The organism is Azospirillum endophyticum, from assembly GCF_016595245.1.
In the GTDB taxonomy this organism is placed as follows: domain Bacteria; phylum Pseudomonadota; class Alphaproteobacteria; order Azospirillales; family Azospirillaceae; genus Azospirillum; species Azospirillum endophyticum.
This window is the reverse complement of the sequence record NZ_JAENHM010000030.1, coordinates 1-25,450: the sequence shown is the minus strand read 5'-3', so window position 1 is coordinate 25,450 and position 25,450 is coordinate 1. Positions and strand designations below refer to the sequence as shown.

26 protein-coding genes are annotated in these 25,450 nt (G+C 68.5%); 21 read left to right on the top strand and 5 right to left on the bottom strand.

Features of this window, described 5'->3' with window-relative positions:
- The first annotated feature begins 45 nt into the window (after window positions 1–45).
- The 11 genes from JHL17_RS09485 (at window position 46) to JHL17_RS09435 (ending at window position 7,328) form a co-directional block, all read left to right on the top strand.
- A complete protein-coding gene (locus JHL17_RS09485; RefSeq protein ID WP_014248512.1) occupies window positions 46–237 on the top strand; it encodes a 4Fe-4S dicluster domain-containing protein in 192 nt (63 codons plus the stop codon).
- 53 nt (window positions 238–290) lie between these two features.
- On the top strand, window positions 291–818 hold the full coding sequence (locus JHL17_RS09480; protein WP_200192428.1) for a hypothetical protein: 528 nt from the start codon (window positions 291–293) through the stop codon (window positions 816–818).
- Window positions 815–1,627, top strand: a complete 813-nt coding sequence (locus JHL17_RS09475) for a 4Fe4S-binding leucine-rich repeat protein (protein ID WP_200192426.1) — start codon at window positions 815–817, stop codon at window positions 1,625–1,627. The genes JHL17_RS09480 and JHL17_RS09475 overlap by 4 nt, the downstream gene beginning before the upstream one ends.
- Before the next feature lie 31 nt (window positions 1,628–1,658).
- Window positions 1,659–1,985 carry a nitrogen fixation protein NifZ gene (locus JHL17_RS09470; protein WP_200192424.1) on the top strand — a complete coding sequence of 109 codons (327 nt, stop codon included), beginning with the start codon at window positions 1,659–1,661 and terminating at the stop codon, window positions 1,983–1,985.
- A gap of 43 nt (window positions 1,986–2,028) precedes the next feature.
- Window positions 2,029–2,334 carry a nitrogen fixation protein NifZ gene (locus JHL17_RS09465; protein WP_200192422.1) on the top strand — a complete coding sequence of 102 codons (306 nt, stop codon included), beginning with the start codon at window positions 2,029–2,031 and terminating at the stop codon, window positions 2,332–2,334.
- Window positions 2,335–2,348: 14 nt separating this feature from the next.
- A complete protein-coding gene (locus JHL17_RS09460; RefSeq protein ID WP_247893428.1) occupies window positions 2,349–3,515 on the top strand; it encodes a cysteine desulfurase family protein in 1,167 nt (388 codons plus the stop codon).
- A gap of 38 nt (window positions 3,516–3,553) precedes the next feature.
- Complete coding sequence (gene nifT, locus JHL17_RS09455) at window positions 3,554–3,763, top strand: putative nitrogen fixation protein NifT (protein WP_200192418.1); 210 nt, start codon at window positions 3,554–3,556, stop codon at window positions 3,761–3,763.
- Between the two features lie 5 nt (window positions 3,764–3,768).
- Window positions 3,769–4,053, top strand: coding sequence for a hypothetical protein (locus JHL17_RS09450; protein ID WP_200192416.1), 285 nt, complete (start codon window positions 3,769–3,771; stop codon window positions 4,051–4,053).
- The gene (locus JHL17_RS09445; RefSeq protein WP_200192414.1) at window positions 4,054–5,268 is read left to right on the top strand and encodes a DegT/DnrJ/EryC1/StrS family aminotransferase; all 1,215 of its coding nucleotides are present in this window, start codon (window positions 4,054–4,056) and stop codon (window positions 5,266–5,268) included.
- A 22-nt stretch (window positions 5,269–5,290) separates the two neighbouring features.
- Complete coding sequence (locus tag JHL17_RS09440) at window positions 5,291–6,175, top strand: SIR2 family protein (protein WP_200192412.1); 885 nt, start codon at window positions 5,291–5,293, stop codon at window positions 6,173–6,175.
- Between the two features lie 109 nt (window positions 6,176–6,284).
- Window positions 6,285–7,328 (top strand): lipid A deacylase LpxR family protein, encoded by a 1,044-nt coding sequence (locus JHL17_RS09435; RefSeq protein WP_200192410.1) that lies wholly within the window; start codon window positions 6,285–6,287, stop codon window positions 7,326–7,328.
- Window positions 7,329–7,332: 4 nt separating this feature from the next.
- On the opposite strand, the gene JHL17_RS09430 is transcribed toward JHL17_RS09435, so the two are convergent.
- Entirely contained in the window at window positions 7,333–7,977 is a 645-nt protein-coding gene (locus tag JHL17_RS09430) for a DUF4337 family protein (protein WP_200192408.1), read from the bottom strand.
- 220 nt (window positions 7,978–8,197) lie between these two features.
- Here JHL17_RS09430 and JHL17_RS09425 point away from each other — a divergent pair, with 220 nt between their 5' ends.
- The 10 genes from JHL17_RS09425 to JHL17_RS09380 all read left to right on the top strand — a co-directional run bounded on the left by JHL17_RS09425 (window position 8,198) and on the right by JHL17_RS09380 (window position 20,550).
- Entirely contained in the window at window positions 8,198–8,764 is a 567-nt protein-coding gene (locus JHL17_RS09425) for a septation protein A (RefSeq protein WP_200192406.1), read from the top strand.
- Between the two features lie 119 nt (window positions 8,765–8,883).
- Window positions 8,884–9,192, top strand: a complete 309-nt coding sequence (locus tag JHL17_RS09420) for a twin-arginine translocase TatA/TatE family subunit (protein ID WP_200192404.1) — start codon at window positions 8,884–8,886, stop codon at window positions 9,190–9,192.
- Between the two features lie 243 nt (window positions 9,193–9,435).
- Window positions 9,436–10,461, top strand: coding sequence for an SPOR domain-containing protein (locus JHL17_RS09415; protein WP_247893427.1), 1,026 nt, complete (start codon window positions 9,436–9,438; stop codon window positions 10,459–10,461).
- Window positions 10,462–10,729: 268 nt separating this feature from the next.
- On the top strand, window positions 10,730–11,131 hold the full coding sequence (locus JHL17_RS09410; protein ID WP_200192400.1) for a response regulator transcription factor: 402 nt from the start codon (window positions 10,730–10,732) through the stop codon (window positions 11,129–11,131).
- A complete protein-coding gene (locus JHL17_RS09405) occupies window positions 11,128–13,338 on the top strand; it encodes a 3'-5' exonuclease (protein WP_200192398.1) in 2,211 nt (736 codons plus the stop codon). Before JHL17_RS09410 ends, JHL17_RS09405 begins: the two co-directional genes overlap by 4 nt.
- Complete coding sequence (locus tag JHL17_RS09400; RefSeq protein WP_200192396.1) at window positions 13,335–13,559, top strand: hypothetical protein; 225 nt, start codon at window positions 13,335–13,337, stop codon at window positions 13,557–13,559. Before JHL17_RS09405 ends, JHL17_RS09400 begins: the two co-directional genes overlap by 4 nt.
- A 9-nt stretch (window positions 13,560–13,568) precedes the next feature.
- Window positions 13,569–16,403 carry a sensor histidine kinase gene (locus JHL17_RS09395; RefSeq protein ID WP_200192394.1) on the top strand — a complete coding sequence of 945 codons (2,835 nt, stop codon included), beginning with the start codon at window positions 13,569–13,571 and terminating at the stop codon, window positions 16,401–16,403.
- Window positions 16,404–16,671: 268 nt separating this feature from the next.
- Window positions 16,672–18,372 carry a hybrid sensor histidine kinase/response regulator gene (locus tag JHL17_RS09390; RefSeq protein ID WP_200192392.1) on the top strand — a complete coding sequence of 567 codons (1,701 nt, stop codon included), beginning with the start codon at window positions 16,672–16,674 and terminating at the stop codon, window positions 18,370–18,372.
- A gap of 91 nt (window positions 18,373–18,463) precedes the next feature.
- On the top strand, window positions 18,464–20,158 hold the full coding sequence (locus JHL17_RS09385) for a PAS domain-containing sensor histidine kinase (RefSeq protein ID WP_200192390.1): 1,695 nt from the start codon (window positions 18,464–18,466) through the stop codon (window positions 20,156–20,158).
- Window positions 20,155–20,550, top strand: coding sequence for a response regulator (locus tag JHL17_RS09380; RefSeq protein ID WP_200192388.1), 396 nt, complete (start codon window positions 20,155–20,157; stop codon window positions 20,548–20,550). Before JHL17_RS09385 ends, JHL17_RS09380 begins: the two co-directional genes overlap by 4 nt.
- A 13-nt stretch (window positions 20,551–20,563) precedes the next feature.
- Here the strand turns inward: JHL17_RS09380 and moeB are convergent, their stop codons facing one another.
- Genes moeB through JHL17_RS09360 form a run of 4 tightly spaced genes read right to left on the bottom strand, consistent with a single transcriptional unit; the run spans window position 20,564 to window position 24,682 of the window.
- A complete protein-coding gene (gene moeB / locus JHL17_RS09375) occupies window positions 20,564–21,721 on the bottom strand; it encodes a molybdopterin-synthase adenylyltransferase MoeB (protein ID WP_200192386.1) in 1,158 nt (385 codons plus the stop codon).
- 14 nt (window positions 21,722–21,735) lie between these two features.
- Window positions 21,736–22,014 (bottom strand): MoaD/ThiS family protein, encoded by a 279-nt coding sequence (locus tag JHL17_RS09370; protein ID WP_345773777.1) that lies wholly within the window; start codon window positions 22,012–22,014, stop codon window positions 21,736–21,738.
- Window positions 22,011–23,432, bottom strand: coding sequence for a TfuA-like protein (locus JHL17_RS09365; protein ID WP_247893426.1), 1,422 nt, complete (start codon window positions 23,430–23,432; stop codon window positions 22,011–22,013). The genes JHL17_RS09370 and JHL17_RS09365 overlap by 4 nt, the downstream gene beginning before the upstream one ends.
- Window positions 23,429–24,682 carry a YcaO-like family protein gene (locus tag JHL17_RS09360; RefSeq protein ID WP_247893425.1) on the bottom strand — a complete coding sequence of 418 codons (1,254 nt, stop codon included), beginning with the start codon at window positions 24,680–24,682 and terminating at the stop codon, window positions 23,429–23,431. The genes JHL17_RS09365 and JHL17_RS09360 overlap by 4 nt, the downstream gene beginning before the upstream one ends.
- Window positions 24,683–25,450: the final 768 nt, after the last annotated feature.

The window sequence follows — 25,450 nt, the reverse complement described above, 5'->3', positions numbered from 1 at the left end:
TTTGTCTTCTTCCCCACAGCCATCCCATCACCCAAGGAGAGAGCCATGGCCTACAAGATCAAGTCCGCCGAATGCACCGTCTGCGGCGCCTGCGAGGCCGAGTGCCCGAACATCGCCATCAGCCTGAAGAAGGGCACCTACGTCATCGACCCGGCCAAGTGCACCGAATGCCAGGGCCAGTTCGACAGCCCGCAATGCGCCGCCGTCTGCCCTGCCGACTGCTGCGTCCCGGCGTGATGATCCGATCCCCTCTCCCCCGTGGGAGAGGGGAAACCCAGGAGCGCCGCGCCATGCTGGACGAGGTGGATGAGGACTGGCTTGCCCGCCGCTATTACGGCGGGGATCTTCCGCCCGCGGCGGAACGCTGCCTGCATCTGGCCGCCGCCAGCTATGCCGACGGCCCGGCGGCACTTGCCTATCTTGCAGGTGCGGCGGAGGCCGCCCCCGGCCATCGCCTTGTCGATCTCGGCCATTACAAGTTCCACTTCTACAAGGCGAATCTCGATCAGGCGCTGGTCTATGGCGAGCGCATGATCGGCCACGCCATGGCCGCCCTCGGCGTTAATCACGCCGACTGGCGCGCCGTCACCCCGGCCACCGCCGATTTTCGCGGACTGGAGCCGGCTCCCCGCCTGTTCCTGTTCGCCCTGGTCGCCATCGGCTATCTGCTGCTGCGCAGCGGCCGGCTCGAGTCCGGGCGGGAGGCGCTGAACAAGGTCCGCGACCTCGACCCCGACGACCGCTTCGGCGCCGCCCGCCTGATTGCCGTGGCCGACCGGCACGAGCATGAGGACGAGCTTGAGGAGGCCGGCGCATGAGCGACGACATCCTCGAATCCCTGGATTGGCGCGGCGAGCCGGTGGACTGCGCCGCCTGCGCCCATCGCGAGCGCCGGCTCGCCCCGGGGACCACTGCCTTGTCGCCCGGCGGCAAGCTGCCCGGCCACTGCCTGCCGATGAAGACCTGCGTGCAGGACCGCTACGCCAAACGCATCCAGCGCTTCTTCGAATGGAACCCGGACCTGTCCGCCGGCCATCTCGACCATCCCTATTTCGAGGTTCGGGCGAATGCCGCGCGCTTCGCCCCGATCTTCCAGCTTCCCCGCCTGATGAACGACCCGGACGAGACGGTCCGCTCCGTCCTGGCCCGGCGCCTGCCGCGCCGGCTGCTGCTGAAGCTGCGCGACGACCCCGACCGCGAGGTGCGGATCGCCGTCGCCAGCCGGCTGGACGATGCCGACCTCGCCCCGCTGATGCGCGATGCCGACTGTTCCGTGCGGCTGCGCGTGGTGCGGCGGATCCCCGACGGCATGCTGCCGGCGATGATGCATGACGAGGACCCGGAGGTGCGGGTGGAGGTCGCCCGCCGCCTCGCCATGGACTGGCTGCCCAGCCTCGCCTGGGACGACAGTGCGCGGGTGCGGCTGGTGGTGGCGCAGCGGCTGCCGGCGTCGAAGCTGCACGTCCTGCTGCAGGATGCCGACTGGATGGTCCGCCTCGCCGTCGCCGGGCGCATCGACGCCGGACAGCTGGGGCCCCTGTTCGACGACCCTGAGGAGGAGGTGCGCGCCATCGCCCGCCAGCGCGCCGCCGGGTTCACAATCGCCAACGACCTCCCGCCGCTGTAGCGGCCTCTCGAACCGACGGAGCACCAGCCCGATGACCGACACCGAAGCAGCCGCTCCCTACCGCCGGGAACGCGCCCGCAGCGCCGAGGATGCCAACGAGCTGGTCGGCCCGCCGGTGCTGGAACAGGGGTTCAAGGTCAAGGCCCTGCGCGACGTGCGCAACGACGGCACCTATCCCGGCCGGCCGGTCGGCGACTTCCTGATCCGCGAAGGGGATGTCGGCTACGTCATCTCCGTCGGGACCTATTTGCAGATGTATTACATCTACTCCGTTGATTTTTATGAGAAGCGGGCCGTCGTCGGCATGCGTGCGCGCGAACTGGCGGTGATCGACGCCCATTGCAACGACCCGCAGTAACCCCCGGTCCGATCCCCACCTCCCACTCATCAGGAGCCTCGCGATGTCCGACGTCGAAGCCGCCGCCAAGCCCGGTTTCATCCCGCCGCGCGAACCGCTGTACGACTGGGGCCTGCGGGTCACGGTGCAGGACGACCTGTTCAACGACGGCAGCCACCCGCAGGTGCCGGACGGCGCGCTGCTGGCGCCGAAGGGTACGCCCGGCACCATCGTCCGCGTCGGCCGCACCGAGGAGGGCAGCCTGCCGGTCTATCTGGTGGAGTTCCCAGGCGGCACCGTCGTCGGCTGCCTGGAGGAGGAGATCGTCCCGGCCGACGGGTCGCGGCGCGGCGTGCCCGGCGTGATGTGATGGGGGGTGATGTGATGACGATCTACCTCGACAACAACGCCACCACCGCCCTGGCCCCCGAAGTGCGCGAGGCCATGCTGCCGCACCTGTTCGGGGAGTTCGCCAACCCGTCCAGCCCCCATTCCGCCGGCATGGCGGCCCGTCGCGCGGTCAGCGAGGCCAAGGCCCAGGTCGCCGCCCTGATCGGCGCCAAGCCGGCCGATCTGGTGATGACCGGCAGCGCCACCGAGGCCACCCACGCCGCCATCCTCGGCGCATTGCGTGTGATCGAGGAGACCGACCACCACCGCGACCACATCGTCACCACGGCGGTGGAGCATCCGGCGGTGCTGGCCCTGTTCGACGACCTGCGCCAGCGCGGCTGGCGCGTCTCCATCCTGCCGGTGAACCGCGACGGCCTGCCGTCGCTGGTCGATCTCGCCGCCGTGGTGACGGAGGCGACGGCCCTGATCTCCATGATGTGGGCGAACAACGAGACCGGCGTGCTGATGCCGGTGGAAGGGGCGTCCGCCATCGCCCACGCCCATGGCGCGCTGTTCCACAGCGACGCGGTCCAGGCGGCGGGGCGGGTGCCGGTCGATTGCGGCATCGCCGACTACCTGACGCTGTCCGCCCACAAGATGCACGGGCCGAAGGGGGTCGGCGCGCTTTATGTCCGCAAGGGCGCGCCCTTCCACGCGCTGATCCACGGCCACCAGGAACGCCGCCGCCGCGGCGGGACGGAGAATGTGCCGGGCATCGTCGGCTTCGGCGCCGCCGCCTCGCTGGCATCGCTGTGGCTGGCATCGTTCCGTAAGGAAGAGGCCGACTTGACCGCCTTCCTGCGCGACCGGCTGGAGCAGGGCATCCTCGTCCGCTGGCCAGGCGCGGTGGTGAACGGCGCCGGCGCCGCCCGGCTGCCCAACACCAGCAACATCCGCTTCGCCGACCGCCGCGGCCATCCGGTGGAGGCGGAGGAGCTGCTGATGCGGCTCGACCGCGCCGGCATCGCCGTGTCGATGGGGGCCGCCTGCTCCTCCGGCGGCAACGAGCCGAGCCATGTGCTGACCGCCATGGGGCTGAGCGACGCCCAGGCCGCCGCCAGCCTGCGCTTCTCGCTGAGCCGCTACACCACCGCAACGGAGGTCGACGCCGTGCTGTCCGAGCTTCCGGCACTGCATGCCCGGCTGGTCGTCGCCTGAAGAAAGAACAATCAGAACAATTGGATGGAGTGTCCGTGATGAAGGTGATGATCCGCAAGGCGTCCGAGCAGTACACGATCTACGTCGCCAAGAAGGACCTGGAGGAACCCATCGTCGAGATGGAGAAGCCAAGCCTGTGGGGCGGTTGGGTCAAGGTCGCCAATGGCTGGACGCTCGATCTGCCGGAGATGCCGGCGGACACCCGCCTGCCGGTCACCGTGGACGCCAAGAAACGCGGAACGGAGTGACGCCCATGGCTCTTTCGCATGACCGCATCGACAGCATCGCCACGCTGGCCGGCCAACTGTTCGCCGGGGGCGGCAAGCTCGACGCGGTGGTCCGCGGCGTGCGCGAGGCCAACCCGGACCTGAAGACGGTCACCGGCGCCATGGCCGCGGTGATGGCGGAGGATCCCTTCCGGGAGGAAACCGGCTTCGACCTCCATCTGGTGGACGGCAACAACCACTGCTGGCTCATCACCGACAAGCCGGAACTCGCCACCGGCGTGGTGATCGCCCAACGGGACGAGGACGAGTGAATGAGCGATGCCGCCGCGGTCCTGCATCAGCCCTCCCCCACCGATGATGGAGAGTTGGACGACTATATCCCGCTGACCGACCCTGACATCTCGGGCGCGGAGGTCGAGATGCTCGGCCGCCTGCTGTCCTCCGGGGCCTTGAGCGATGGGCGGATGGTGCGGGCGTTCGAGGATGCCTTCGCTGCCTATGTCGGCCGCGACCATGCGGTGGCGGTGTCCAGCGGCACCATGGCCACGCTGCTGATGCTGAAGGGCTTCGGCATCGGTGAAGGGGACGAGGTGCTGTGCAGCCCCTTCGGCTGGCATCAGGTCCAGCACGCGGTGGCGCTGTCCGGCGCCACGCCGGTGCTGGTCGACATCGATTACTGGCAGCACACCATCAACCCGGAAAAGGCGGCGGCGCTGGTTTCGCCGAAGACCAGGGCGATCCTGGCCGCCAACGTCAACGGCCACCCCGCCCATTGGGACGAGCTGCGCGCGCTGGCCGACGCCAGGGGCCTGCTGCTGCTGGAGGATTCAACCGAGGCCATCGGCTCGACCTACAAGGGGCGGATGGTCGGCACCTTCGGCGATGCGGCGGTCTTCGATTTTTCCGAACCCGGCATCCTGCTGGCCGGCGAAGGCGGCATGATCGTCACCGACGACCGCGACCTCGCCCACCGGCTGCGCTACATGCGCCGGCGCGAGACGGAGCACCGCAACACGGTGGTCATCACCCGCACCCTGCCCTGGCAGGCGGGGATGAGCGACCTGAACGCCGCGCTGGCCCTGGTGCAGCTGAAGCGCCTGCCGGAGATCCTGACCCGCCGCAATCTGGTGATCGCCTATTACGACGCGGCGATGGCCAGCTTCGAGGGGATCAAGCCGCCCTATCGCGGGCCGGGGGCGGAGGTGGTCAACCCGCTGCTCTACTGCGTCCATCTCGGCACCCGCTTCACCGCGTCGGGGCGCCGGTCGATCATCGAGGATCTCGACACCCACGACATCGACGCCGGCGACTACGGCCAGCCGCTGCACACCCAGCAGTACTACATCGAGGCGCTGGCGGAAGACCGGGCCGGCCGCGGCGCCTGTCCGGTCTGCACCAAGACCGCCGACCGCGTGCTGGCCCTGCCGCTGCACCGCAAGATCACCCGCGACCAGGTCGCCTTCATCGTCGAAACGCTGAAGGACGCCAGCATCAACACCGGCGCCGGCGCCGCGATCTACCTCTGAGAACGAACGGGAAAGGCCTTCCATGACCGACACCACCCTCGCAACCGATCCCGACTCTGTCACGGTGCCGGATGCCGCCGCGGCGCTGGCCGACATCGCCACGGCACTGGCGGCACGGCAGGTGGTGCCCTATCTCGGCCCCGGCGCCTTCGATCTGCTGCCGCCCGAGCAATGCCCGATCCCGCGCAATTCGGCGGAGCTGGTGCAGCGCCTGAACGCCAGGGTCGCCGCCCCCGGCCGCATCCGCTCCAACCTGACCGCGGTCGCCCAGTTCATCGAGACGCGCAAGCACCGCAAGACGCTGGAGACCATCCTCACCGAGATCTTCCGCCAGACCGTGCCGCCGACCCCGGTGCATGCCCTGCTGGCCGCGATCCCGGCTCCGCCTCTGCTGATCGACGTCTGGTACGACACTGTGCTGGACAGCCTGCTGAGCGCCGCCGACCGGAGCTGGGGCCAGATCCAGGGGGTATCGCACCCGCAATCGACGGGCGAATGGGTGCGCTACTACGCCCCCGACGGCGCCGAGACGACGGCGGAAACGGCCGTCGGCTGGGACACCGTGCTGTACAAGCCGTCGGGCGCGGCGACGCCAGCCGGCAATTACCTGATCTCCGACAGCGACTATGTCGAGATCCTGACGGAGATCGACATCCAGACCCCGATCCCCGCCATCGTCCAGGACCGCCGCGCCGGCCGCCACTTCCTGTTCCTGGGCTGCCGCTTCGACCACGAGATCCAGCGCACCTTCGCCCGCCAGATCGCCAAGCGGTCCTCCGACAGCCATTGGGCGGTGATTCCCGGCGAGCTTTCGAAGAACGAGGCGCGTTTCCTGGCGCTGCATGGGATCAAGCGGATCGACATGACGCTGGAGGAAGCGGTGGAGGGATTGCGGGCACGGACGTGAGGGCGGATCTCCGACGCCTCCCCACCCCCTAACCCCAAAGAGGCGGCACTGCAGCGCAACATACTCCCCCTCCGTCCGTTATCTCGCCAAACGGATGGAGCGTGCCGGAATGGTGACGAACAGCGGCCCCACTTTGGCCGCCGCATTTGCGGTGCTGCTGCTGACCGCATCGGCGGCGGACGCGCAGGAGACCACTCCACCTCCCGGCGATGCACCCGCGACCTCCGGCCCGGCGATCGGCTTCTGGATCGACAACGACCTGTTCGGCGGCGGCACCGACCGCTACTACACGAACGGCTTCCAATTCTACTACTTCTCCGGCGCCCGGCCGACCTACGGCAACATCGACTGGCTGGCCAACGTCGTGCCCTGGATCGAGCCGGGCGGGGTGCGGCGCTACGGCTTCGCCTTCGGCCAGAACATCTACACGCCGAGCGACCTGACCGCCCGCAACCCCAACCCCAGGGACCGCCCCTATGCCGGCTGGCTCTACGGCCGGGTTTCGGTGCTGAACGAGGCGGCGACGGCGGTCGACCGCTTCGACCTGGATCTGGGCATGGTCGGTCCGTCCTCGCTGGCGGAGCCGACGCAGAAGACGGTGCACAAGATCGTCGACGGCGCCACCTATCCGGAGGGCTGGAATTATCAGCTGCATGACGAGCCGGGCGTGGTGCTGAGCTACGAGCATGTCTGGCGCGACGAGAAGCCCAACACGCTCGGCCCCGTGGAATGGGATGTCAGCCCCCATGTCGCCGGCAGCCTGGGCAATGTGCTGACCTTCGCCGCGGCGGGAGCCACCGTCCGGCTCGGCGGCAACATGCCGCCGCCGGTCGGCGCGCTGGTGACCCGCCCGACGTCCAGCATCCCCTACCAGGACAACTCCTATTCGGAGCGGCCCGGGCGCTTTTCCTGGTATGTCTATGCCAGCGCCGAGGGGCGGGCGGTGGCCCGCAACATCTTCCTCGACGGCAACACGTTCCGCGAAAGTCGGTCGGTCGCCAAGCACCCGCTGGTCGGCAGCATGCAGGCCGGGTTGACGCTGCGCTACGGCCGCTACGGCCTGACCTATGCCCAGACCCTGCAGACGCCGGAATTCCGCGGCCAGAAATCGCTGACCAATTACGGCTCCCTGCGCCTGTCGGTCCAGTTCTGAGGCGTCACAGGAAGGGCAGTGGCAGGATCAGCGTGAAGCCATCGGCCGCCATCAGCAGACCGATCGCCGCCAGCGCGCGGCTGGTCCACAGGATGAAGCCCTTGTCGGTGATGGCGAAGACGGACGCAAGCACGATGGCCAGCTGCAGCATGCCCTCGGCGAAGTCGAAATAGGGGTCCTGGGCCGCGGCATGGTCGCGCCGCATCTCCGCCGCCTTGGCCTTGGCCAGCAGGTCCTTCCGGCTGTTCTTGCCCTCTTCGGTCTCCATGCGGTCGGCGGCCTGCCGGTATTCGGCGGTGCGCTGCAGCGCCTTTGCCTGGGCATCGGCCGGCATGCCGGCGGACAGCAGCTCGATCTCGTCGGCGGCAAGCCGCAGGCTGATCTGGCGCTGGGTCTTGGATTGGTAATAGGCGAAGCTGTCCGAAGCTTCGATGGCGCTTGCCATCAGATCCTTGCCGGCGTTGGAGCCGGCGACGCTGACGACGGCGAGCACCGCCGCCAGGATGGAGATGTAGATGGCGGTGGAGGTCTTCACCCCGTGCCCGCCCTCCTCGCCGCTTTCGCCATGGCGGCCGCCCGGCGCCTTCCGCTTGGCCCGCTCCCGCTCGTGGGTCTCGTCGATCAGATCCTTGACCTCGGCCGCTTCCATGGTTCCTGTCCTCCGCTCGCACCCTCCGCCGAAGAGCGGATGACGAAAGAGGTAGCGAAACACGCGGCATGAGAAAAGCCCCGCTCGCGCCCGGACGGCTCCGGACAGGCGATGTCACCGCCCGCCACCCTTCCCGGATGGGCGGAGCAGCGCGCCCGAATGTCCGGGGAGCCACCAATCGCCCCTTTCATGGGCGGCCGGTTCGGGCTATGTCAGGGGAATGAACCAGTTCGCACGCTTGGCGATCGAGGCCGGCCCGCTCGCCGCCTTCTTCATCGCCAATTCCCAGGCCGGCATCATGGCTGGCACCGCGGTCTTCATGGTCGCCATCACCATCGCGCTCGCGGTGTCCTGGCGTCTGGAACGCCGGATCCCGATCATGCCAGTGGTTGGCGCCGGCTTCGTGCTGCTGTTCGGCGGCCTGACGCTGTGGCTGCAGGACGACCTGTTCATCAAGATCAAGCCGACCCTGGTCAACCTGCTGTTCGCCATCGTCCTGTTCGTCGCCCATGCGACGCGGCGCAACGTGATGAAGCGCCTGTTGGGCACGGTGCTGAACCTGTCGGAGGACGGGTGGCGCACGCTCGCCATCCGCTGGGCGTGGTTCTTCCTGCTGCTGGCCGTGCTGAACGAACTGGTTTGGCGCAATTTCACCACCGACACGTGGGTCAACTTCAAGGTGTTCGGCATCATGCCGCTGACCTTGCTGTTCAGCGCCTTCCAGGCACCGCTGATCCTGCGCCACCAAGTGCCGGAGGAGCCGGCGGGAAGCGGCCCGACGGCCTGAGGACACCGCCTTTGTCACGGCTCTTCGGCAGCTCCCTCTTGTGCGGCGCGGAAGGGGCACTCACATTGGTGGCGACCGCGACGAAGTCCGCTCCGACCGAATTTCAGAGGTATTGATCGATGGGCAGTTTCAGCATCTGGCATTGGATGATCGTTCTGGTCATCGTGCTTCTCCTGTTCGGCGCCGGCAAGCTGCCCAACGTGATGGGCGACATCGCCAAGGGCGTGAAGGCCTTCAAGGCCGGACTGAAGGACGATGGGGACGAGGCCCAGCCGCCTGCCGCGACCACCGCCCAGGCTCCCCCCGCCGCGATCAACCCGGCCCCCGCCCAGCCGGCCCAGCCGTCTCCGGTGCATCCTGCCGCCGTCCCCCCGGTCACGACGGCGACTGCCAATCCGGTCGACCCGACCAAGCCGCATCAAGGCTGACGCCTCCTCTTTCATGCCGCCCGTCCGCCGGGCGCGACCGCATGGCGGTTTGATGGGGCGGCAAAATACGATAGAAAGAAGGGGCTTTCCGCAGCCGGTCCGCATTCAGCGGAACCGGCGACCGGAAGGTCCCTTTCCGCATCCAGCCGGCCCGCCATGACGGGCAAGCGCAGGTCGACCGTGACGCTCATGCCACCATCCCGGCGGGCTCCCACCCTGACGACACCGACTTCCAAGGACGAGATGAAGGCCAACGGCACATCTTCCGAGACTCCGCCGCCGGAGAACGAGGACATCGCCAAGCTGCTTCGCGCCTTGAACGAGGATCTGCGGGCCGACCCGCAGGACGATGACGTCGAGGACGAGGAGGAGGAACCGGTAAGCCGAGGCCTGCCGCTGGGCAAGATCGCCCTTGCCCTGCTGGTTGCCGGCGGCATCGCCGTTGCCGTCGTATCGTTCGGGTCGGGTGATCCGGCGCCGGTGTCGACGGCCGCCAACGGCTCGGCGCCGATGGTGCCCGCCCCGGCGATCACCCGGGCGCCGGCCAACCCCGCTCCCGCCGCTCCGACCGCGAGTGCCCCGACCGCCGCGGCGCCGGCGGCGACGCCCCAGGCACCTGCCGGCCAGACTTCCCCGGTCCAGGCGCAGCAGTCCGCCCCCTCCTCGGCCCCGCCGCCGCCGGTCGCCGCCCTGCCGGCCAGCCCGCCACCGGTACTGAAGGTGCCGGAGCCGCCGGCGGTCCCGGCAACGGCCCCCGCCGCGACGCCGAAGCCGCGCGCCACCCCCCTGGCGGAAAGCGCCCCGCCGCCAGCGGCCCAGAAGCCGGAGTCGCCGAAGGCCGAGGCCGGCAAGCCGGAACAACCCGCCGCCGGCAGCCCGACGGACACCGGATCGCTGCAGGCGATGCTGGCACCGCCCAAGGATGGGGCCAAGGACAGCGCGAAGCGTCCCCCCGTCGCGGCGCCGGCCGCGCCGTCGGCGGGCAACGGCGAGTCGAAGCCGGCTGCCAAGGCCACCCCATCCCCGCCGGCCGGGCACTACACCGTGCAGGTCGGCAGCTTCTCGGTGACGGCAAACGCCGATTCGCTGGCGCAGCGGCTGCAGGGAAGCGGTTTCCAGGCCTATACGGTGGACTGGACCGACAGCTCCAACCGGTCCTGGCGCGCGGTGCGCGTCGGCGGGTTCCCCGATTCGGCGGCAGCCAAGCGGGAAGCGGAGCAGTTGAAATCGAAGATGGGGCTCAACCCGGTCGTCGTGACCGCGCGCTGACCCCCGGCTGGACCGGCGACGGCAGGCAAGCGGTCCTCGCTCACTCGACACCCTGTCATCCAAGCGAAAGCCCGGTAGCGACAATTGGTCGCGGCCGGGCTTTTTCTTTGGCACCACCGCCCCGTTCTTTGGTCGGGGGAGAGAGGGGTGCCGCTTGATCCCCCCTTCTCTTTGCTCGTAGCATGGACATTCCAGGGCACGGAACGCATCGCCCCGGCTAAGAATTTGGGAAGCCGGCAACAGACCGGCGCACCGGAGGACGCCCGCCATGAAGCCGACCATCCTGGTCGTCGACGACGAACCCAGCATCGTCCTGTCGCTCCAGGTCCTCATGCAGCGCGCCGGGTTCGACGTGCGCGTCGCCCGTGACGGGGACGAGGCGCTGCACTCGGTGGAAAATTTCACCCCCGACCTGATCCTGCTCGACGCGATGATGCCGAAACGTGACGGTTTCGACGTCTGCCAGACCCTGCGGAGCAATCCGGCCTGGAAGACGCTGCCCATCATCATGCTGACGGCGCGCAGCCGCGACGTCGAACGGCAGAAGGGACTGGCGCTGGGCGCCACCGACTACGTCACCAAGCCCTTCTCCACCCGCGATCTGCTGACCACCGTCCGCCGCCATCTGGGCCTGCCGGCGGTGACCGGCGGCACGGGGCCCGCATCATGACCGCGTCCCCTGCGTCTCCCCTGCCAGCGCCACTGCCAGCCCCCCTGCCCCGGCGCATGATCCCGCTGGCCTTCCGTGCCGCGGGGTTCGGTCTGGTGGCGGTGGCGGTTGGGATGATGGCGGCGGTCCGCGGGTCGGGCGCATCGGACCCGCTGCTGACCTATGCGGTGGTGATGACGGCGGCCTGTGCCGCGGCGGTGTGGGGGCTGTGGCTGGCCGTCGACCGCTACCTGCTGCGCGCCGCGGAAACCCTGAGCCGCGAGGCCGGGCTGATCGTCCACGGCAATGCGGAGGGGGCCGTCGGCGGCCGGGTGCCGCTGGCCCGCTACGGCGACCTGCTGCCCATCGCGCGTGCGGTGAACGATCTGTCGGACAAGCTGGCGCAGGTCCGCCGTGACATCGCCCGCACCGTCGCCGAGTCGACCGCCAAGGCGGAAGAGCAGAAGAGCCGGCTCGCCACCGTGCTGCGCGACCTGCATGAAGGCGTCCTGGTCTGCAACACCAAGCACCAGGTGCTGCTCTACAACCAGACCGCCCTCGACATCCTGCACCTGACCGGGGAACTCGGGCTCGGCCGTTCGCTGCTGCATTTCGTGGTGGCGGAGCCGGTGACCCACACGCTGGAACGGCTGACGCTGCGGATCCGCGAGGGACGTCACGTCAACCACGAACACGGCACCACCGCCCAGTTCGTCGGCGCCACCACCGACGGCCGCATCCTGCTGGAGGGCCGGATGAGCGCCATCCTGCAGGACGCCGACGCGGCGCCGGACGGCGCGCCGACCATCACGGGCTATGTGCTGACCCTGTCCGACGCCACCAGCGAGCTGGCGGCGCTGGGCCAGCGCGACGCCCTGCTGCGCGAGGCGACGGAGGGATTCCGCGCGCCCATCGCCAATCTGCGCGCGGCGGTGGAGACGCTGTACGACGCCCCCGATCTCGGTCCTGGCGACCGTGCCGCCTTCGAGAGCGCGATGCTGGACTCCTGCGACAGCCTGTCGCAAAGGCTGGAACGGGTGACCACCGCCTACCGCAACGTCGTCACCGGCAACTGGCCGATGAGCGACATCCATTCCAACAACCTCATCACGCTGGTGGCCCACCGGGTGGCGACGGACTCCGCCACCAAGGTGACGCTGACCGGCCTGCCGCAATGGGTGCATGGCGACAGCCACAGCCTCGTCCTGCTGTTCGCCTATCTGATCGGGCGGGTGCAGGCGCTGACCGGCGCCACCGCCTTCGATCTGGAGGCCGCCGGCCCGCAGGACGGCGATCGCTGGGTCTATCTCGACCTCGTCTGGAGCGGGCCGCCGGTGCCCAGCGCCACGCTGGACGGCTGGCTCGACCAAGCGCTGCCCGGCGGCCTGGGCGGCATCAGTGCCGGCGACGTGCTGCAGCACCACCGCAGCACCGCCTGGAGCGCACCGCTGGCGAAGGACGGCTCGGAAGACGGTGCCGCCGGCCGGGCCCGGCTCCGCGTGCCGCTGCCGCCGGCCCAGTCGCCGCGCACCGCCCAGCCGCGCCCACACGCCGGCTCCCGGCCTGAGTTCTTCGATTTCGGGCTGCTGCACCAGCCGCTGGCGACCAGCGGCCTGGGCCGCACGCCGCTGGATCGGCTGCATTACGTCGTGTTCGACACCGAGACGACCGGCCTGTCGCCCAGCGGCGGCGACGAGATCATCCAGATCGCCGCGGTCCGCATCGTCGGCGGGCGCATCCTGACCGGGGAGACCTTCAACACGCTGGTCGATCCCCGGCGGACGATCCCTCCGGAATCGGTCCCCTTCCACGGCATCACCGACGGCATGGTGGCGGGAAAGCCGACCATCGACGCCGTGCTGCCGCAGTTCCGCAGCTTCGTCTCCGGCGCGGTGCTGGTGGCGCACAACGCCGCCTTCGACCTGAAATTCCTGAAGATGAAGGAACGGGCGGCGGGGGTGTCCTTCGACTGCCCGGTGCTGGACACCATGCTGTTGTCCCGCATGCTGCTGGGCAACGACGGTGACCACACGCTGGACGGCATCGCCGAGCGGCTGGGCATCGCCGTGGTCGACCGCCACACCGCGCTGGGCGACAGTCTGGTCACCGCCGCGGTCTTCCTGCGGATGGTCGAGATGCTGCGCGAGCACGACGTGCGGACGCTCGACGACGCCATCCGCGGCGCCAACATCCTGGTCGAACTCGCCGCCCGGGAACGCGCCTTTTGAGCGCGACCGGACGGGAGCCGGGCCAGGATCCCGAACCACGGCGCCACCGCGACCGCATGATCGGCCTGTTCCTGCTGGCGGCGGCGCTGTTCAATCCGCCGCTGCTCGGCCTGTTCGGGGTGGAGGGCACGATCCTGGGGGTGCCGGCCCTCTATGGCTGGGTATTCGGCATCTGGGCGGGGGTGATCGCGCTCGCCGCCCTGGCCGGCCGGACGCGCTAGGAGGGCGGGATGCAGATCGAACAGGAGGCCGGGCTGGATTGGGCCGCCGTCCTGATCGCCGCCCTCGTCTATCTCTCCGCCCTGTTCGCCATCGCCCATTGGGCCGACCGGCGGGAGGCGGCGGGGCGCAGCGTCATCGCCTCGCCCACCGTCTTCGCCCTGTCGCTGGGGGTCTATTGCACGACCTGGACCTTCTACGGATCGGTCGGGAGGGCGGCGACGCTGGGCATCGGGTTCCTGCCGGTCTATCTCGGCCCCACCCTGCTGATGCTGCTGGCCCCGCTGCTCCTGCGCAAGATCCTGCGCATCGCCAAGGCGCAGCGCATCACCTCGATCGCCGATTTCCTCGCCAGCCGCTACGGCCACAGCCCGCTGCTGGGCGGGCTGGTGGCGCTGGCCGCCACCATCGGGGTGACCCCCTACATCGCCCTGCAACTGAAGGCGGTCGCCGTCAGCTTCGACGCGCTGACCGGCGGCGGCGGGATGGGGCCGGCGGCCGGCCCCTTCCTCGACTACGGCTTCCTGATCGCGGCGGTGATGGCGCTGTTCGCCATCGTCTTCGGTGCGCGCCAGATCGATGCGGCAGAGCACCATCCCGGCATGGTCGCCGCCATCGCGCTGGAATCCGTGGTCAAGCTGGTCGCCTTCCTGGCGGTCGGAGTCTTCGTGGTCTGGGGCCTGCACGGCGGGCTGGACAGCCTGTTCACCGCCGCCGCCGCCCGTCCCGAGCTCGCCCGCCTGATGGGCAGCGAACCGGCGCTCGGCAGCGCCGCATCGCCGACGCCGGGAGCGGCGCCGGGGGGCGCCTGGGTCGCCACCACCATCCTGTCGGCGGCGGCGATGCTGTGCCTGCCGCGCCAGTTCCAGGTGATGGTGCTCGAATCGGTGGACGAACGCCACCTGGACCGCGCCGTCTGGCTGTTCCCGCTCTATCTCCTGCTCATCAACCTGTTCGTGCTGCCGGTGGCGCTGTCGGGGTTGCTGGCCTTCGGCGGGCGGCTGGACCCGGACCTGTTCATGGTCGCCCTGCCCCTGAGCGGCGGGGCCGGTTGGCTGGCTCTGCTCGCCTTCCTGGGCGGGTTGTCGGCGGCGGCGGGGATGATCGTGGTCGAGTCGGTGGCCTTGTCCACCATGCTGTGCAACGACCTGGTGGTGCCGATCCTGTTGCGGACCCGGCCGCGGGCGCTGGCGCGGTCGGCCGATCTGGCGCCGCTGCTGCTGGCGGTCCGGCGCATCGCCATCGTGGCGATCCTGCTGTTCGGCTATGGTTATTTCCGACTGGCGGGGTCGGCCTACGCGCTGGTCTCGATCGGGCTGATCTCCTTCGCCGCGGTGGCGCAGTTCGCCCCGGCGCTGATCGGCGGCCTGTATTGGCGGGGTGCCACCCGGCGCGGCGCCATCGGCGGGGTGACCGCCGGGATTCTGGTCTGGGCCTACACCCTGCTGCTGCCCAGCTTCGCCCGGTCGGGCTGGCTGCCGGCCGGCTTCATCGCGGACGGGCCATGGGGGATCGCCGCGCTGCGGCCCTATGCGTTGTTCGGGCTGGAAGGTTGGGACTCGCTTGCCCATGCCCTGTTCTGGACCGCGCTCGCCAATGTCGGCACCTATGTCGGCCTGTCGCTGTTCGACCGGCCGGGATCCGCGGAGCGGGCGCAGGCCGCCGCCTTCGTCGACGTCTTCCAGCCGGAGGGCGGCATGCCGCCGCAGGGGACGATCCCGCAGGCGCCGCCGGATTGGCGCAGCGCCGCCAGCGTCGGCGACCTCACCCGGACGGTCGCCCGCTTCCTCGGCCCGCAGCGTGCCGAGCGGGCGTTCGCCGAGGCCGATCCGGACGAGCCGGCGGGGCCGGAACGGCTGCGCCTGGCCGAACGGCTGCTGGCCGGGGCGATCGGCGGCGCCTCCGCCCGCGTCGCCCTCGCCTCCTCGGTCTCGACCGGGGCGGTGGAAGCGGCGGAGCTTCTGCGCATGCTGGACGAGACCAGCGACGTCATCGCCCACAGCCGCGAGCTGGAACGCAAGACCGCGGAGCTGGAACGCGCCACCGATGCCCTGCGGGCCGCCAACGAGCGGTTGACCGAGCTGGACCGGTTGAAGGACGATTTCCTGTCCACCGTCACCCACGAACTGCGCACGCCGCTGACCTCGATTCGGGCGCTGAGCGAAATCCTGCATGACGCCCCCGACCTGGAGCCCGCCCAGCGGCAGGAATTCCTGGCCGTCATCATCAAGGAGAGCGAGCGGCTGACCCGCCTGATCAATCAGGTGCTGGACATGGCGAAGATCGAGGCCGGCGCGCTGGACTGGCGGATCGGGACCATCGATGCCGGGCAGGCGTTGGCCGAGGCGGTCGCGGCGACGGAGGCGCTGTTCCTGGAACGCGGCATCGCCCTGGCTGTCAGGATTCCGGACCGCCTGCCGCCGGTGCGCGGCGACGTCGACCGGGTGATCCAGGTCGTCGTCAACCTGCTGTCCAATGCCGCCAAATTCACGCCGGCCGGCGGCATGATCCGGCTGGAGGCCCGGCCGGAGGGCGGTGTCCTGCGGGTGACGGTGACCGACAGCGGCCCCGGCGTGGCGGCGACGGACCGCGCGCTGGTCTTCGACCGCTTCCGTCAATCCGGAGATGCCCTGACCGGCAAGCCGGCCGGCACCGGCCTGGGGCTGGCGATCGCCAAGCGGATCGTCGAGCATCTGGGCGGCAGCATCGGGGTGGAGGATGCCCCGGCCGGATCGCTTGCCGAGTCGGGCCGGGGTGCGGCCTTCTGGTTCACCCTGCCGCTTGCCGACAGGGGGGAGGATGCCCAGCCCCCGTCGCATTGTCCCGAGGACCGGCATGAGGCCTGACTGCGCAAGAACCGGATACAATCGTCTCGCCCTGCCGCAATCCCGTGTTATTCTGACCGATGTTAGCGCTCTACATGGAATGAGGAACTTCCGCTTGCGGTCCGGCCCAAGCTTGCCCCCGAGTCGGCATACAACCGACGGGGCACCAGATGCCACAGCCCTTCCCGTTCGGACGATGCGCGCTTATGGTGGGGCGCGCGGTTCCGGACTCGACATTTGTCCGGCGGAACGGCCCGTCTGTCGGGCGGGTTGGCGGTAGGAAGGCGGGATGGGCAAGATACTGGTTGTCGACGACGAACGGGACGTCCAGACGCTGATCATGCAGCGTTTCCGCCGCGCCGTCCGCGCCGGCGAACTGGAATTCCTGTTCGCCCATGACGGGCAGGAGGCGCTGGCGACCCTGCGCGCCCGGCCCGACATCGACATGGTGCTGAGCGACATCAACATGCCCGGCATGGACGGGCTGACCCTGCTCGACCATCTGCCGCAGGTGAACTCCGACATCCGGGCGGTGATGGTCTCGGCGTATGGCGACCTGGGCAACGTGCGCGCGGCGATGAACCGCGGCGCCTTCGACTTCATCATCAAGCCGATCGACTTCACCGACCTGGAAGCCACCATCCACAAGACGCTGGAGGCCTGCCGCGCCGTGCGGCGCCTGCGCGACGCGCTTCAGGAAACCCGGACGGCGGAGGCGGCGTCGCGTGCCCAGGCCGCCCGCATGCGCCGGGTCCTGGACGGCAGCCCGATCGGCGTGGCGATCCTCACCGAAGCCGGCGACCTGCTCTATTGCAACCAGCGCTGCACCGACCTGTTCGGCGTGCCGGCGGACACGCTTCAGCAGCATTGCGCCCCCACCCTGTTCCGCCATGTCCAGGACCGGCTGCCGGAGCGGGAAGCGGAGACCGTGACGCTATCGGCCGCCGACGAGATCCATTACCTGCGCGAGGATGGGCACACGGTGTGGATGGCGATGTCGGTCGACCGCACCAACTACGAGAGCCAGCCGGTCTTCATCGTCTGGCTCTATGACATCACCGAACGCAAGGTCCAGGCGGAGGCGTTGCGCGGTGCCAAGGAGTCGGCCGAACAGGCGCTGGCCGACCTGGAGCGGATGCAGTCCGACCTGATCCGGGCGGAGAAGATGGCGGTGATCGCGCAGATGATCACCGCGGTCGCACACGAGATCAACACGCCCGTCGGCATCGCGCTGACCGCCGCCACCCATCTGCAGACCGCGTCGGAAGCGATCATCCTGACCTTCAACGGCGGGCAGCTGCGCAAGAGCGAATTCCAGGACTATGTCGGCACGGCGAGCGAGGTGTCGACGCTGCTGGTCGCGAACATCGAACGCGCCGCGGCCCTGATCCAGAGCCTGAAGCTGGTGACGGAGGGCAAGGCCAGCTCCCCGCGCAGCCGTTTCGACCTGCGCGACTATCTGTCCGACATCGTGCTGGCGGTGCAGGTGCAGCCGGCCGCCTCCAGGCACCGGCTGGTGCTGGACTGCCCGGACGGGCTTGCGCTCGACACCTATCCCGGCGCGCTGACCGAAGTGCTCCTGGCCCTGTTGACCAACGCCTTCGCCCACGCCTTCGAGACGGAGACGGCGGCCGCGGTCGCCGTGGAAGACGTCGGCGTCGTTGCGATGGCCGGGGGCCCCAACGGTTCCGAAGAGGGTATCGATAGCGGTCCGAACCGTCGGGGCCGGGTCGAGGTGTCGGTCCGGCTGATTGGACAAGAGCGGATCGAGCTGTGCGTGTCCGACGACGGCCGCGGCATTCCGGCCGACATCCAGCCGCGGCTGTTCCAGCCCTTTGCCACCAGCCGCCGTGGATCCGGTAACATGGGATTGGGGCTCTATGCGGCCTTCAACCTCGTCACCGGCAAGCTGGGGGGCGAGATCGACATCGACAGCACTCCCGGACAAGGCACGACCGTCTTCCTGCGGCTGCCGCTGGATGCGCCCTGACCGCGCCGTTGGCCGCCCCGGCGGCGAAGGGCTCGGCCACGAATTGAACGCGCCTGACGACAGGCTTGCACGATCGACTTGGACGACCGAGATGGACGATTTCACCAACCGCGAGGTTTTGCCGCCCCGGTCCGTGCAGGAAGCCCTGGATCTTGGGCATGTCTACCATGACCAACTCGTCGCCGCGATGCCCGGGCTGCTCGTCCACCGCGGCGATACCATCCTCCATTGCAGCAACACCCTCGCTCGCCTGCTGGGATACGAGACGGTTGAGAGCGTGCAGGCACTCCCCAGCGCGATGGCGCTGGTGCCTGAGGACGACCAGCACACGGAAGAGGATGTCTACACCCGCTGCCTGACGGGACTGATCCGGTCACAGGTGCGCCGGATCAAGCGCCACCGCGCCGACGGCAGCATCCAATGGTTCGACCAGTTGATGGAATCGGTGGACTGGGGCGGCCAGCCGGCAGTGATGGAAATGCTGACCCTGATGCGCCCCCTGGCGGCCAACGCCGAACTGCCGCACCAGGAGCAGCTTTTGCAGGCGGCGATCGACGCCATGCCCAACGGCGTTCTGATGCTGGACCGCGATTTGAACGTCGAAGGAGCCAACAGCGAATTCTACCGGCTGTGGGACTATCCGGTCGGCATGTTCCCTCCAGGCACGGCCGTCGGGTTGATCCTGACCTACAACCACAGCCGAGGCGATTACGGCGACGTTCCCTGCGAGGAAACGGTGGCGGAGCTATGCTCCCGCTTTCGGGTCAAGGGGATCTACAACTCGGAACGCCGGGTGCCGAATGGCCGCACGCTCGATATTCGGAATGCGCCACGTGCCGACGGCGGCTATGTCATCACGCACCACGACATCACCGACCGCAAGCGCATCGAGGACGAGTTGCGCCAAGCCAAGGAGCGCGCCGAGGCCATCCTGAAGGAATTGCGAGAAACCCAGCGGCAGCTGATCGTGCAGGAGAAGATGGCCGCGCTGGGCCAACTCACCGCCGGCATCGCCCACGAATTGAAGAACCCACTGAACTTCGTCAACAATTTCGCCGAGCTGTCGGGCGAATTGCTCGACGAGTTGCTGGAATTGCTGGAACCGCTGAACGACCATCTGGATGAGACCACGCATGTCGACGTCAACGAACTGGCCGGCAGCCTGCAAGGCAACCTGCGCAAGATCGCCGATCACGGCCGGCGCGCCGACAACATCGTCAAGAGCATGCTGGCCCATTCGCGTGGCGGCGGCGGCGAATGGCAGACCACCGACCTGAACGGTCTGGTCGAGGAAGCGCTGACCCTGTCCTATCATGCTTTCCGTGCCCAGGATCGCGCCTTCAACGCCACCTTGGAGCGGCATTTCGATCTCATGGGCGGAGAGGTCAAACTGGTGCCGCAGGACATATCGCGCGTCCTGGTCAACCTGTTCACCAACAGCTTCTACGCCGTCAGGAAGCGCCAGCTGACCTGTGGTGACACTGCATTCGCGCCTCTCGTCAGCGTTACAACCTTGGCGGGCGAATCGAACGTATCGATCCGGATCAGGGACAATGGCATCGGCATGCCGCCGATGGTGATCGACAAGCTGTTCACGCCTTTCTTCACCACCAAACCGACCGGCGAAGGAACCGGCTTAGGACTTTCGCTGAGCTATGACATCGTGGTACATCAGCATAGGGGCCGATTCGACGTATCCAGCGTCGAGAACGACCATGCCGAATTCACGATCACGCTGCCGCGCACAGCGACCGCGTTGTCGTTAGGGGAGCGCCGAAAGACATGACCCTGGGTATCCTTGTCGTCGACGACGAGCCTGACATCGAGGATCTGTTCCGCCAGCGCTTTCGTGCCGAGTTACGTCGGGGTGAACTGGTCTTTCACTTTGCTGCATCGGCAGAGGAAGCCTTGCAAAGTTTGAACTCCGGGCTGCAACCGGAGGCGGTCCTCGTGCTCAGCGACATCAACATGCCGGGTATGAGCGGACTGGATTTGCTGGAGCGCCTGCGGGTCGAAACGCCGGATGTGCCGGTCATCATGGTCACCGCCTATGGCGATATCGAGAACCGGCGCCGGGCGCTCGATTTCGGTGCGACGGACTTGGTGACCAAGCCCGTTGACTTCGTTGCGCTGAAAAAACTGGTCCACAGCGTCATCGAACAAAAGAACGCCGCCTGACGGGACAATCCGTTCATGCCCCGCACACCGCGGCAATATCGGTCAGTTCGCACGATGCGCCGGGAGAACAGGACGGACAGTGCGGGTCGACCGGAACCGCAATCTCGTTGAACTCGCCCCGCAGACCGTCATAAAGCAGCAGGCGGCCGGCCATTGGTTCTCCCAGCCCCAGCAGCAGCTTGATCGTCTCGGCGGCCATGATGGTGCCGATCACGCCGGGCAGCACACCCAGCACACCGGCCTCGGCACAGGACGGGGCGTATTCGGCCGGCGGCGGCTCCGGGAACAGGCAACGGTAACAGGGGCGCACACCCGGCGTGGCGCCGCCGAACACCGAGACCTGCCCTTCGAACCGGAAGATCGCGCCATAGACATTGGGCACGCCCAGCCGCAGACAGGCGTCGTTGACGAGGTAGCGCGTCGGCAGATTGTCGGACCCGTCGACCACCACATCGTGGCCGGCCAGCAAATCCAGCACGTTGGCAGCTTCCAAGCGGGTGTCGTGGGCCACCACCTCGATCGTCGGGTTGAGGTCGAGCAACGCGGCCCGTCCGCTCTCCACCTTGCGCTGCCCCAGCCGGCTTTCGGCATGCAGGATCTGGCGTTGCAGATTGCTGCGTTCCACCCGGTCGTCGTCGATCAAGGTCAGGCGACCGACGCCGGCAGCAGCGAGATACAGCGCGATCGGTGAACCCAGACCGCCGGCGCCGATCAGGGCAACGCGGCTGCGCAGCAGCCTGTGCTGGCCGGCCTCCCCCACCTCGGGCATGGTCAGATGGCGACGGTAGCGCTCGCGCTGGACAGCGTCGAGTTGCGGCGGCACCTCCACCGGCAGTCCCGCGGCCTTCCAGGCGGAAAAACCGCCGGTGACCGAGCGCACATCCCCATAGCCCATGCGCAGCAGATCCTCGGCCGCGAACAGTGACCGGGTACCGCCTGCACACATCAGCAGGATCGGGCGCGTCGGATCGGACGCCGTCTCTTCGATGCGCAACTCAAGGAAACCGCGCGGCAGGCGCAATGCCCCGGCCGGCGTTCCGGTCACCGTCTCCTCGTCCTCCCGGACATCGACGAGCAAGGCACCGCGGGCCTGAAGTGCCAGCGCCTCCGCGGCGGCGATCTCCGGAATACGGGCACGCAGGTCGGACAGACGCCGGTCCTTCAAGCTCATGATTGCCGCTCTCCTCAACCGCCCGCCAGGGCGACCATCAGCGTCAGGGTGGCGCCGGCCGGCAGGGCAGCTTCCAGCCCGCCCAGCCGCCGCACATCGTCCCGACCGAGGTAGACGTTCACGAACCGGCGCAACTCGCCCTCCGTCGTGAACAGCCGGTCGCGGAACGCTTCCTGACCGGCGGTCAACGCCGCCAGCGCCTCCCTTACGGTGCTGCCCGGCACCGCCACCTGATCCCGCCCGCCAACGAAGCCACGCAACGGGGTCGGCATGCGAATCGTCACCTCGGTCACGCTTGCATCTCCTCTTCGGACAAGGCTTCGGCGGCCGTGCCAAGCGCCGCCTCCGCTTCCGCAGCCAACCGGCGGAACAGATCGCGCACCTGCTTGGCCCGCATCAGGTCGATGCGCAGGTCGAGCACATCCTTGAAACCGTTCTCATTGGCCCAGACATCCGCCGGCGCATCCATCCGGCAGTTGGTGTGGGCAAGATGGTCGGCAATCAGTTCATCGAGCGATTCGGTCGGCTGCTGGCTGTTGTCGCCGAAATGCAGCGCCATCACCCGTTCGATCAGGGCCGCCTCCTCCGCAGTCGCCTCATAAAGCCCGCGCAAGCGCAGTTCGTTCAGCACCGGCTTGGTGGTACGCGCCAGCATGCGACGGGGGATCAACCAGCGGATCATAGCCCGCTCGACTGCCAACTCATGCATCAGTTCGGTGAACTCGGAGTCGGTCAGGTCGTTCCGGTTGCACCAATCGGCCAAGGCCTCGGGGCTGCCGAGCCGCCGCGTCGAGCAGAAGCGCCAGACCTCAGAATCGACCGCCGCCTGATCGACGGTCACGCCAACCACCTCCGCGAGTTGAATGGTCAACAACCGCCCGAGCGCCGCCTTGTTGATCTCGGCGAAGTCCGGCCGGTGCAGCGCCGCATGGCTGGCGATTTCGGACAGCGGCACGCTGTGCCCGCCATGGGCGACCCGCCGGTCACGCTCATACAGCACGCTGAAGGAATGCGAGGCGTTGAAGGTGAAGGGCGCCGGACGCGGCGGGGTGATCAGGCTGGAAAGATGGATCAGCAGCGCCTCGGCGTCGCGACGCTTCTGGTCGACCGCGCCGCCTGCCAGGAAGGCGTCGATCCGCTCCGCTTCCGCATCGGTCAGCCGGGCGTCCGCCCAGATGCGGTCGCGCGTGCGGTCGGTGAAGTAGAGCCGTTTCGCCGCAGCGATCACGCGGTCGTGCAGCCCGACGTCGACCACCCCGGCCGCCAACGCGGCGGCCATGCTGGCGCGCAGATTCACCAGCGGCTCGGACAGTGGAAAATAATCGTCCTCCGGCCCGGCATGGGCGAGCGCGACCTCGTCGTCTCCGGTCAGGCGGCCGTCGATGAACTGCCTCGCCACCTCGCCGACCGGAACCATGCCGAAGGGATGGCATTCCGCAGCCCGCAACGCGCCCATGCTGGAGGCGCCATAGACGGCGACCCCACTGTACAGAGCGAACAGGATCTCCTTGTGCCAGACCGACAGGGATTGGCCGAACACGCCGTCGATCAGGGCGATCACATCCGGCCGATGAATGGTCATCGCGCTGAGGACATCCGCCTGTGCCGCCGGCGGCAGGTAGATCGCGTCGGGCAACAGTGCCCGGGCGTCGGCCAACGGCATCGTCGGGCCGAGGAACACGCAGATCTTCATGCGTCCCTTCATGTTCATGCGACCGCTCCCACCAGACCGGCCTGCGCCTGCAATGCCTTGGTGAAGGCCAAAGGACGTGCGCCGGGGGTGTAGAAATCGAAGAGATACCCTTCCAGACCAGGCACCACCACCCGCACCACCGGAATACCGATCCCAGGCTGCGTCAGGTCGAAGACCAAGGCTTGGTCGAGACCGGAACGGCGCAGGACACCCAGCAGCAGTGCGATATCGCCCTCGAAGGTCGGCGTCGAGTGGTTCGCATGGCGCCGGCCGTCGATGTTGCACGGGGTACTTTCCAGCGCCGCGATCTCGGCCGTGCCATCGGCGTTCTGGTTGCGGATCAGGTCGCGGCGGAAGAAGTCGTCCCGCGACCCGGCGATCAGCACCAGACGCGACTGCACCGCCTCGGTCAAGGCCCGGCACATCGCCACCGCCGGCTCAAGATGGCTGCCGTAGCCGCGGTGCATGCCGGTCTTTCGGACGTCCCGGTCATACACCATCGCCATGTAGCTCGGCACCCCCATATCGGTGGTGACATCGAACAGCAACGGACAAATCCCGGCGGCATCGAAGCGGCGCAGCAGATCGAGAACTGACGGCGCATCGATGGTGGACAGGTCCACGCGCGGCATCGGCATGCGCATCGCTTCGCCGGCATAGCGCCAGCACGCCACCGAGTCGCGCTCGATCACCTCATAGAGGCCGGCGGCGACGGCTTCCAGAATGTGGTTGCCGCTGGCCAAGCCATTGGTTCCCATCGCATAGAAGCTGCGCAGGCCGGGGCGGGCGACCGGGTTGCTGTAAAGCCCGACCGACGTCCATGGCGCGGCGACCGGACGTCCGCTCATCAGATCCCAGCCCCAGGTCCAGAACTCGGGGTTGTCCGGACGAAAGGCGCCCCCCCTGGTGCCGGGGATCCGGTCGAGCGGAATGCGCCCATCGGCGGGCAAGTCGTTCCAACTCGCTTCCAGATACGGAAGCTGCATCGTCTCCGCATGATGGAACTCGATGGCTTCCATCGCGGCGGACACGGTGGCGGCGGCGAGGCTGAAACCTTTGCCGGCACTTCCCGACAAGGTCGGACTGTTGGGCCGGTGGCCCAGCACCGTATGGATGCCCAGCCGGTCAAGGCCGGTGACATCGGCCAACCGGGTGATGCCGCAACGGGCGAAATGGGGGGAGATCCGCTCCAGCGTCTCTTCCGGCGTCGCCGTACGGTGGGTGCCCAGGAAAAAGCGCTTGGCTGCATGGTGGACGGTATCGCCCAACCGGATGCCGAACGGAGCTGTCCCACCTGGAGCGGGGGCGAGGCCGGGGTATGGCGCGGCTGGGCTCGCCGATACCGGACGGCTTGTGTCGAACGGAGCGTTGACTGACATGGGTGCGGTCTGGACTCTCGGCTGCGGCCAGTTCACAAGGGAGCATCAGCATTCACAGCTCCGCCACCGCCAGCAACGGCCAAGTCAGCGGAACAGTGTGATAGGGAAGCCGACGTCACAGGGACGCCGGCCTCCCTCAACATCACGACTTGATCGTCGTATCGTCGTCGGTCGCCGCCGGAGTGGCCGCCCCTGCCGAGCTGGATGCTGGGCTGGTCGATGTCCCCGTCGGTGCGCCGGCCGCCGCGTATCCAGCCATCCCGGCACCAGCAAACGCCGGAGCGGGAGCGCCAGCCGCCGCGTACCCAGCCATCCCAGCACCAGCGAAGGCCGGAGCAGGGGCGCCGGCTGCTGCGTATCCAGCCATCCCAGCACCAGCGAAAGCAGGAGCAGGGGCACCGGCTGCCGCGTGACCGGCCATCCCAGCACCAGCGAACGCCGGAGCAGGGGCGCCGGCTGCTGCGTACCCAGCCATCCCAGCACCAGCGAACGCCGGAGCAGGGGCGCCGGCTGCCGCGTGACCGGCCATCCCGGCACCAGCGAACGCCGGAGCAGGGGTGCCGGCCGCTGCGTGACCGGCCATCCCAGCACCAGCGAACGCCGGAGCAGGGGCGCCGGCCGCCGAATGACCAGCCATCCCGGCACCAGCAAACGCCG

Bases quoted from the DNA above. Each gene is read 5' to 3' on its own strand.
- JHL17_RS09485 (WP_014248512.1), top strand. From the start codon at position 46: ATGGCCTACAAGATCAAGTCCGCCGAATGCACCGTCTGCGGCGCCTGC.
- JHL17_RS09480 (WP_200192428.1), top strand. From the start codon at position 291: ATGCTGGACGAGGTGGATGAGGACTGGCTTGCCCGCCGCTATTACGGC.
- JHL17_RS09475 (WP_200192426.1), top strand. From the start codon at position 815: ATGAGCGACGACATCCTCGAATCCCTGGATTGGCGCGGCGAGCCGGTG.
- JHL17_RS09470 (WP_200192424.1), top strand. From the start codon at position 1,659: ATGACCGACACCGAAGCAGCCGCTCCCTACCGCCGGGAACGCGCCCGC.
- JHL17_RS09465 (WP_200192422.1), top strand. From the start codon at position 2,029: ATGTCCGACGTCGAAGCCGCCGCCAAGCCCGGTTTCATCCCGCCGCGC.
- JHL17_RS09460 (WP_247893428.1), top strand. From the start codon at position 2,349: ATGACGATCTACCTCGACAACAACGCCACCACCGCCCTGGCCCCCGAA.
- nifT (WP_200192418.1), top strand. From the start codon at position 3,554: ATGAAGGTGATGATCCGCAAGGCGTCCGAGCAGTACACGATCTACGTC.
- JHL17_RS09450 (WP_200192416.1), top strand. From the start codon at position 3,769: ATGGCTCTTTCGCATGACCGCATCGACAGCATCGCCACGCTGGCCGGC.
- JHL17_RS09445 (WP_200192414.1), top strand. From the start codon at position 4,054: ATGAGCGATGCCGCCGCGGTCCTGCATCAGCCCTCCCCCACCGATGAT.
- JHL17_RS09440 (WP_200192412.1), top strand. From the start codon at position 5,291: ATGACCGACACCACCCTCGCAACCGATCCCGACTCTGTCACGGTGCCG.
- JHL17_RS09435 (WP_200192410.1), top strand. From the start codon at position 6,285: ATGGTGACGAACAGCGGCCCCACTTTGGCCGCCGCATTTGCGGTGCTG.
- JHL17_RS09430 (WP_200192408.1), bottom strand. From the start codon at position 7,977: ATGGAAGCGGCCGAGGTCAAGGATCTGATCGACGAGACCCACGAGCGG.
- JHL17_RS09425 (WP_200192406.1), top strand. From the start codon at position 8,198: ATGAACCAGTTCGCACGCTTGGCGATCGAGGCCGGCCCGCTCGCCGCC.
- JHL17_RS09420 (WP_200192404.1), top strand. From the start codon at position 8,884: ATGGGCAGTTTCAGCATCTGGCATTGGATGATCGTTCTGGTCATCGTG.
- JHL17_RS09415 (WP_247893427.1), top strand. From the start codon at position 9,436: ATGAAGGCCAACGGCACATCTTCCGAGACTCCGCCGCCGGAGAACGAG.
- JHL17_RS09410 (WP_200192400.1), top strand. From the start codon at position 10,730: ATGAAGCCGACCATCCTGGTCGTCGACGACGAACCCAGCATCGTCCTG.
- JHL17_RS09405 (WP_200192398.1), top strand. From the start codon at position 11,128: ATGACCGCGTCCCCTGCGTCTCCCCTGCCAGCGCCACTGCCAGCCCCC.
- JHL17_RS09395 (WP_200192394.1), top strand. From the start codon at position 13,569: ATGCAGATCGAACAGGAGGCCGGGCTGGATTGGGCCGCCGTCCTGATC.
- JHL17_RS09390 (WP_200192392.1), top strand. From the start codon at position 16,672: ATGGGCAAGATACTGGTTGTCGACGACGAACGGGACGTCCAGACGCTG.
- JHL17_RS09385 (WP_200192390.1), top strand. From the start codon at position 18,464: ATGGACGATTTCACCAACCGCGAGGTTTTGCCGCCCCGGTCCGTGCAG.
- JHL17_RS09380 (WP_200192388.1), top strand. From the start codon at position 20,155: ATGACCCTGGGTATCCTTGTCGTCGACGACGAGCCTGACATCGAGGAT.
- moeB (WP_200192386.1), bottom strand. From the start codon at position 21,721: ATGAGCTTGAAGGACCGGCGTCTGTCCGACCTGCGTGCCCGTATTCCG.
- JHL17_RS09365 (WP_247893426.1), bottom strand. From the start codon at position 23,432: ATGAACATGAAGGGACGCATGAAGATCTGCGTGTTCCTCGGCCCGACG.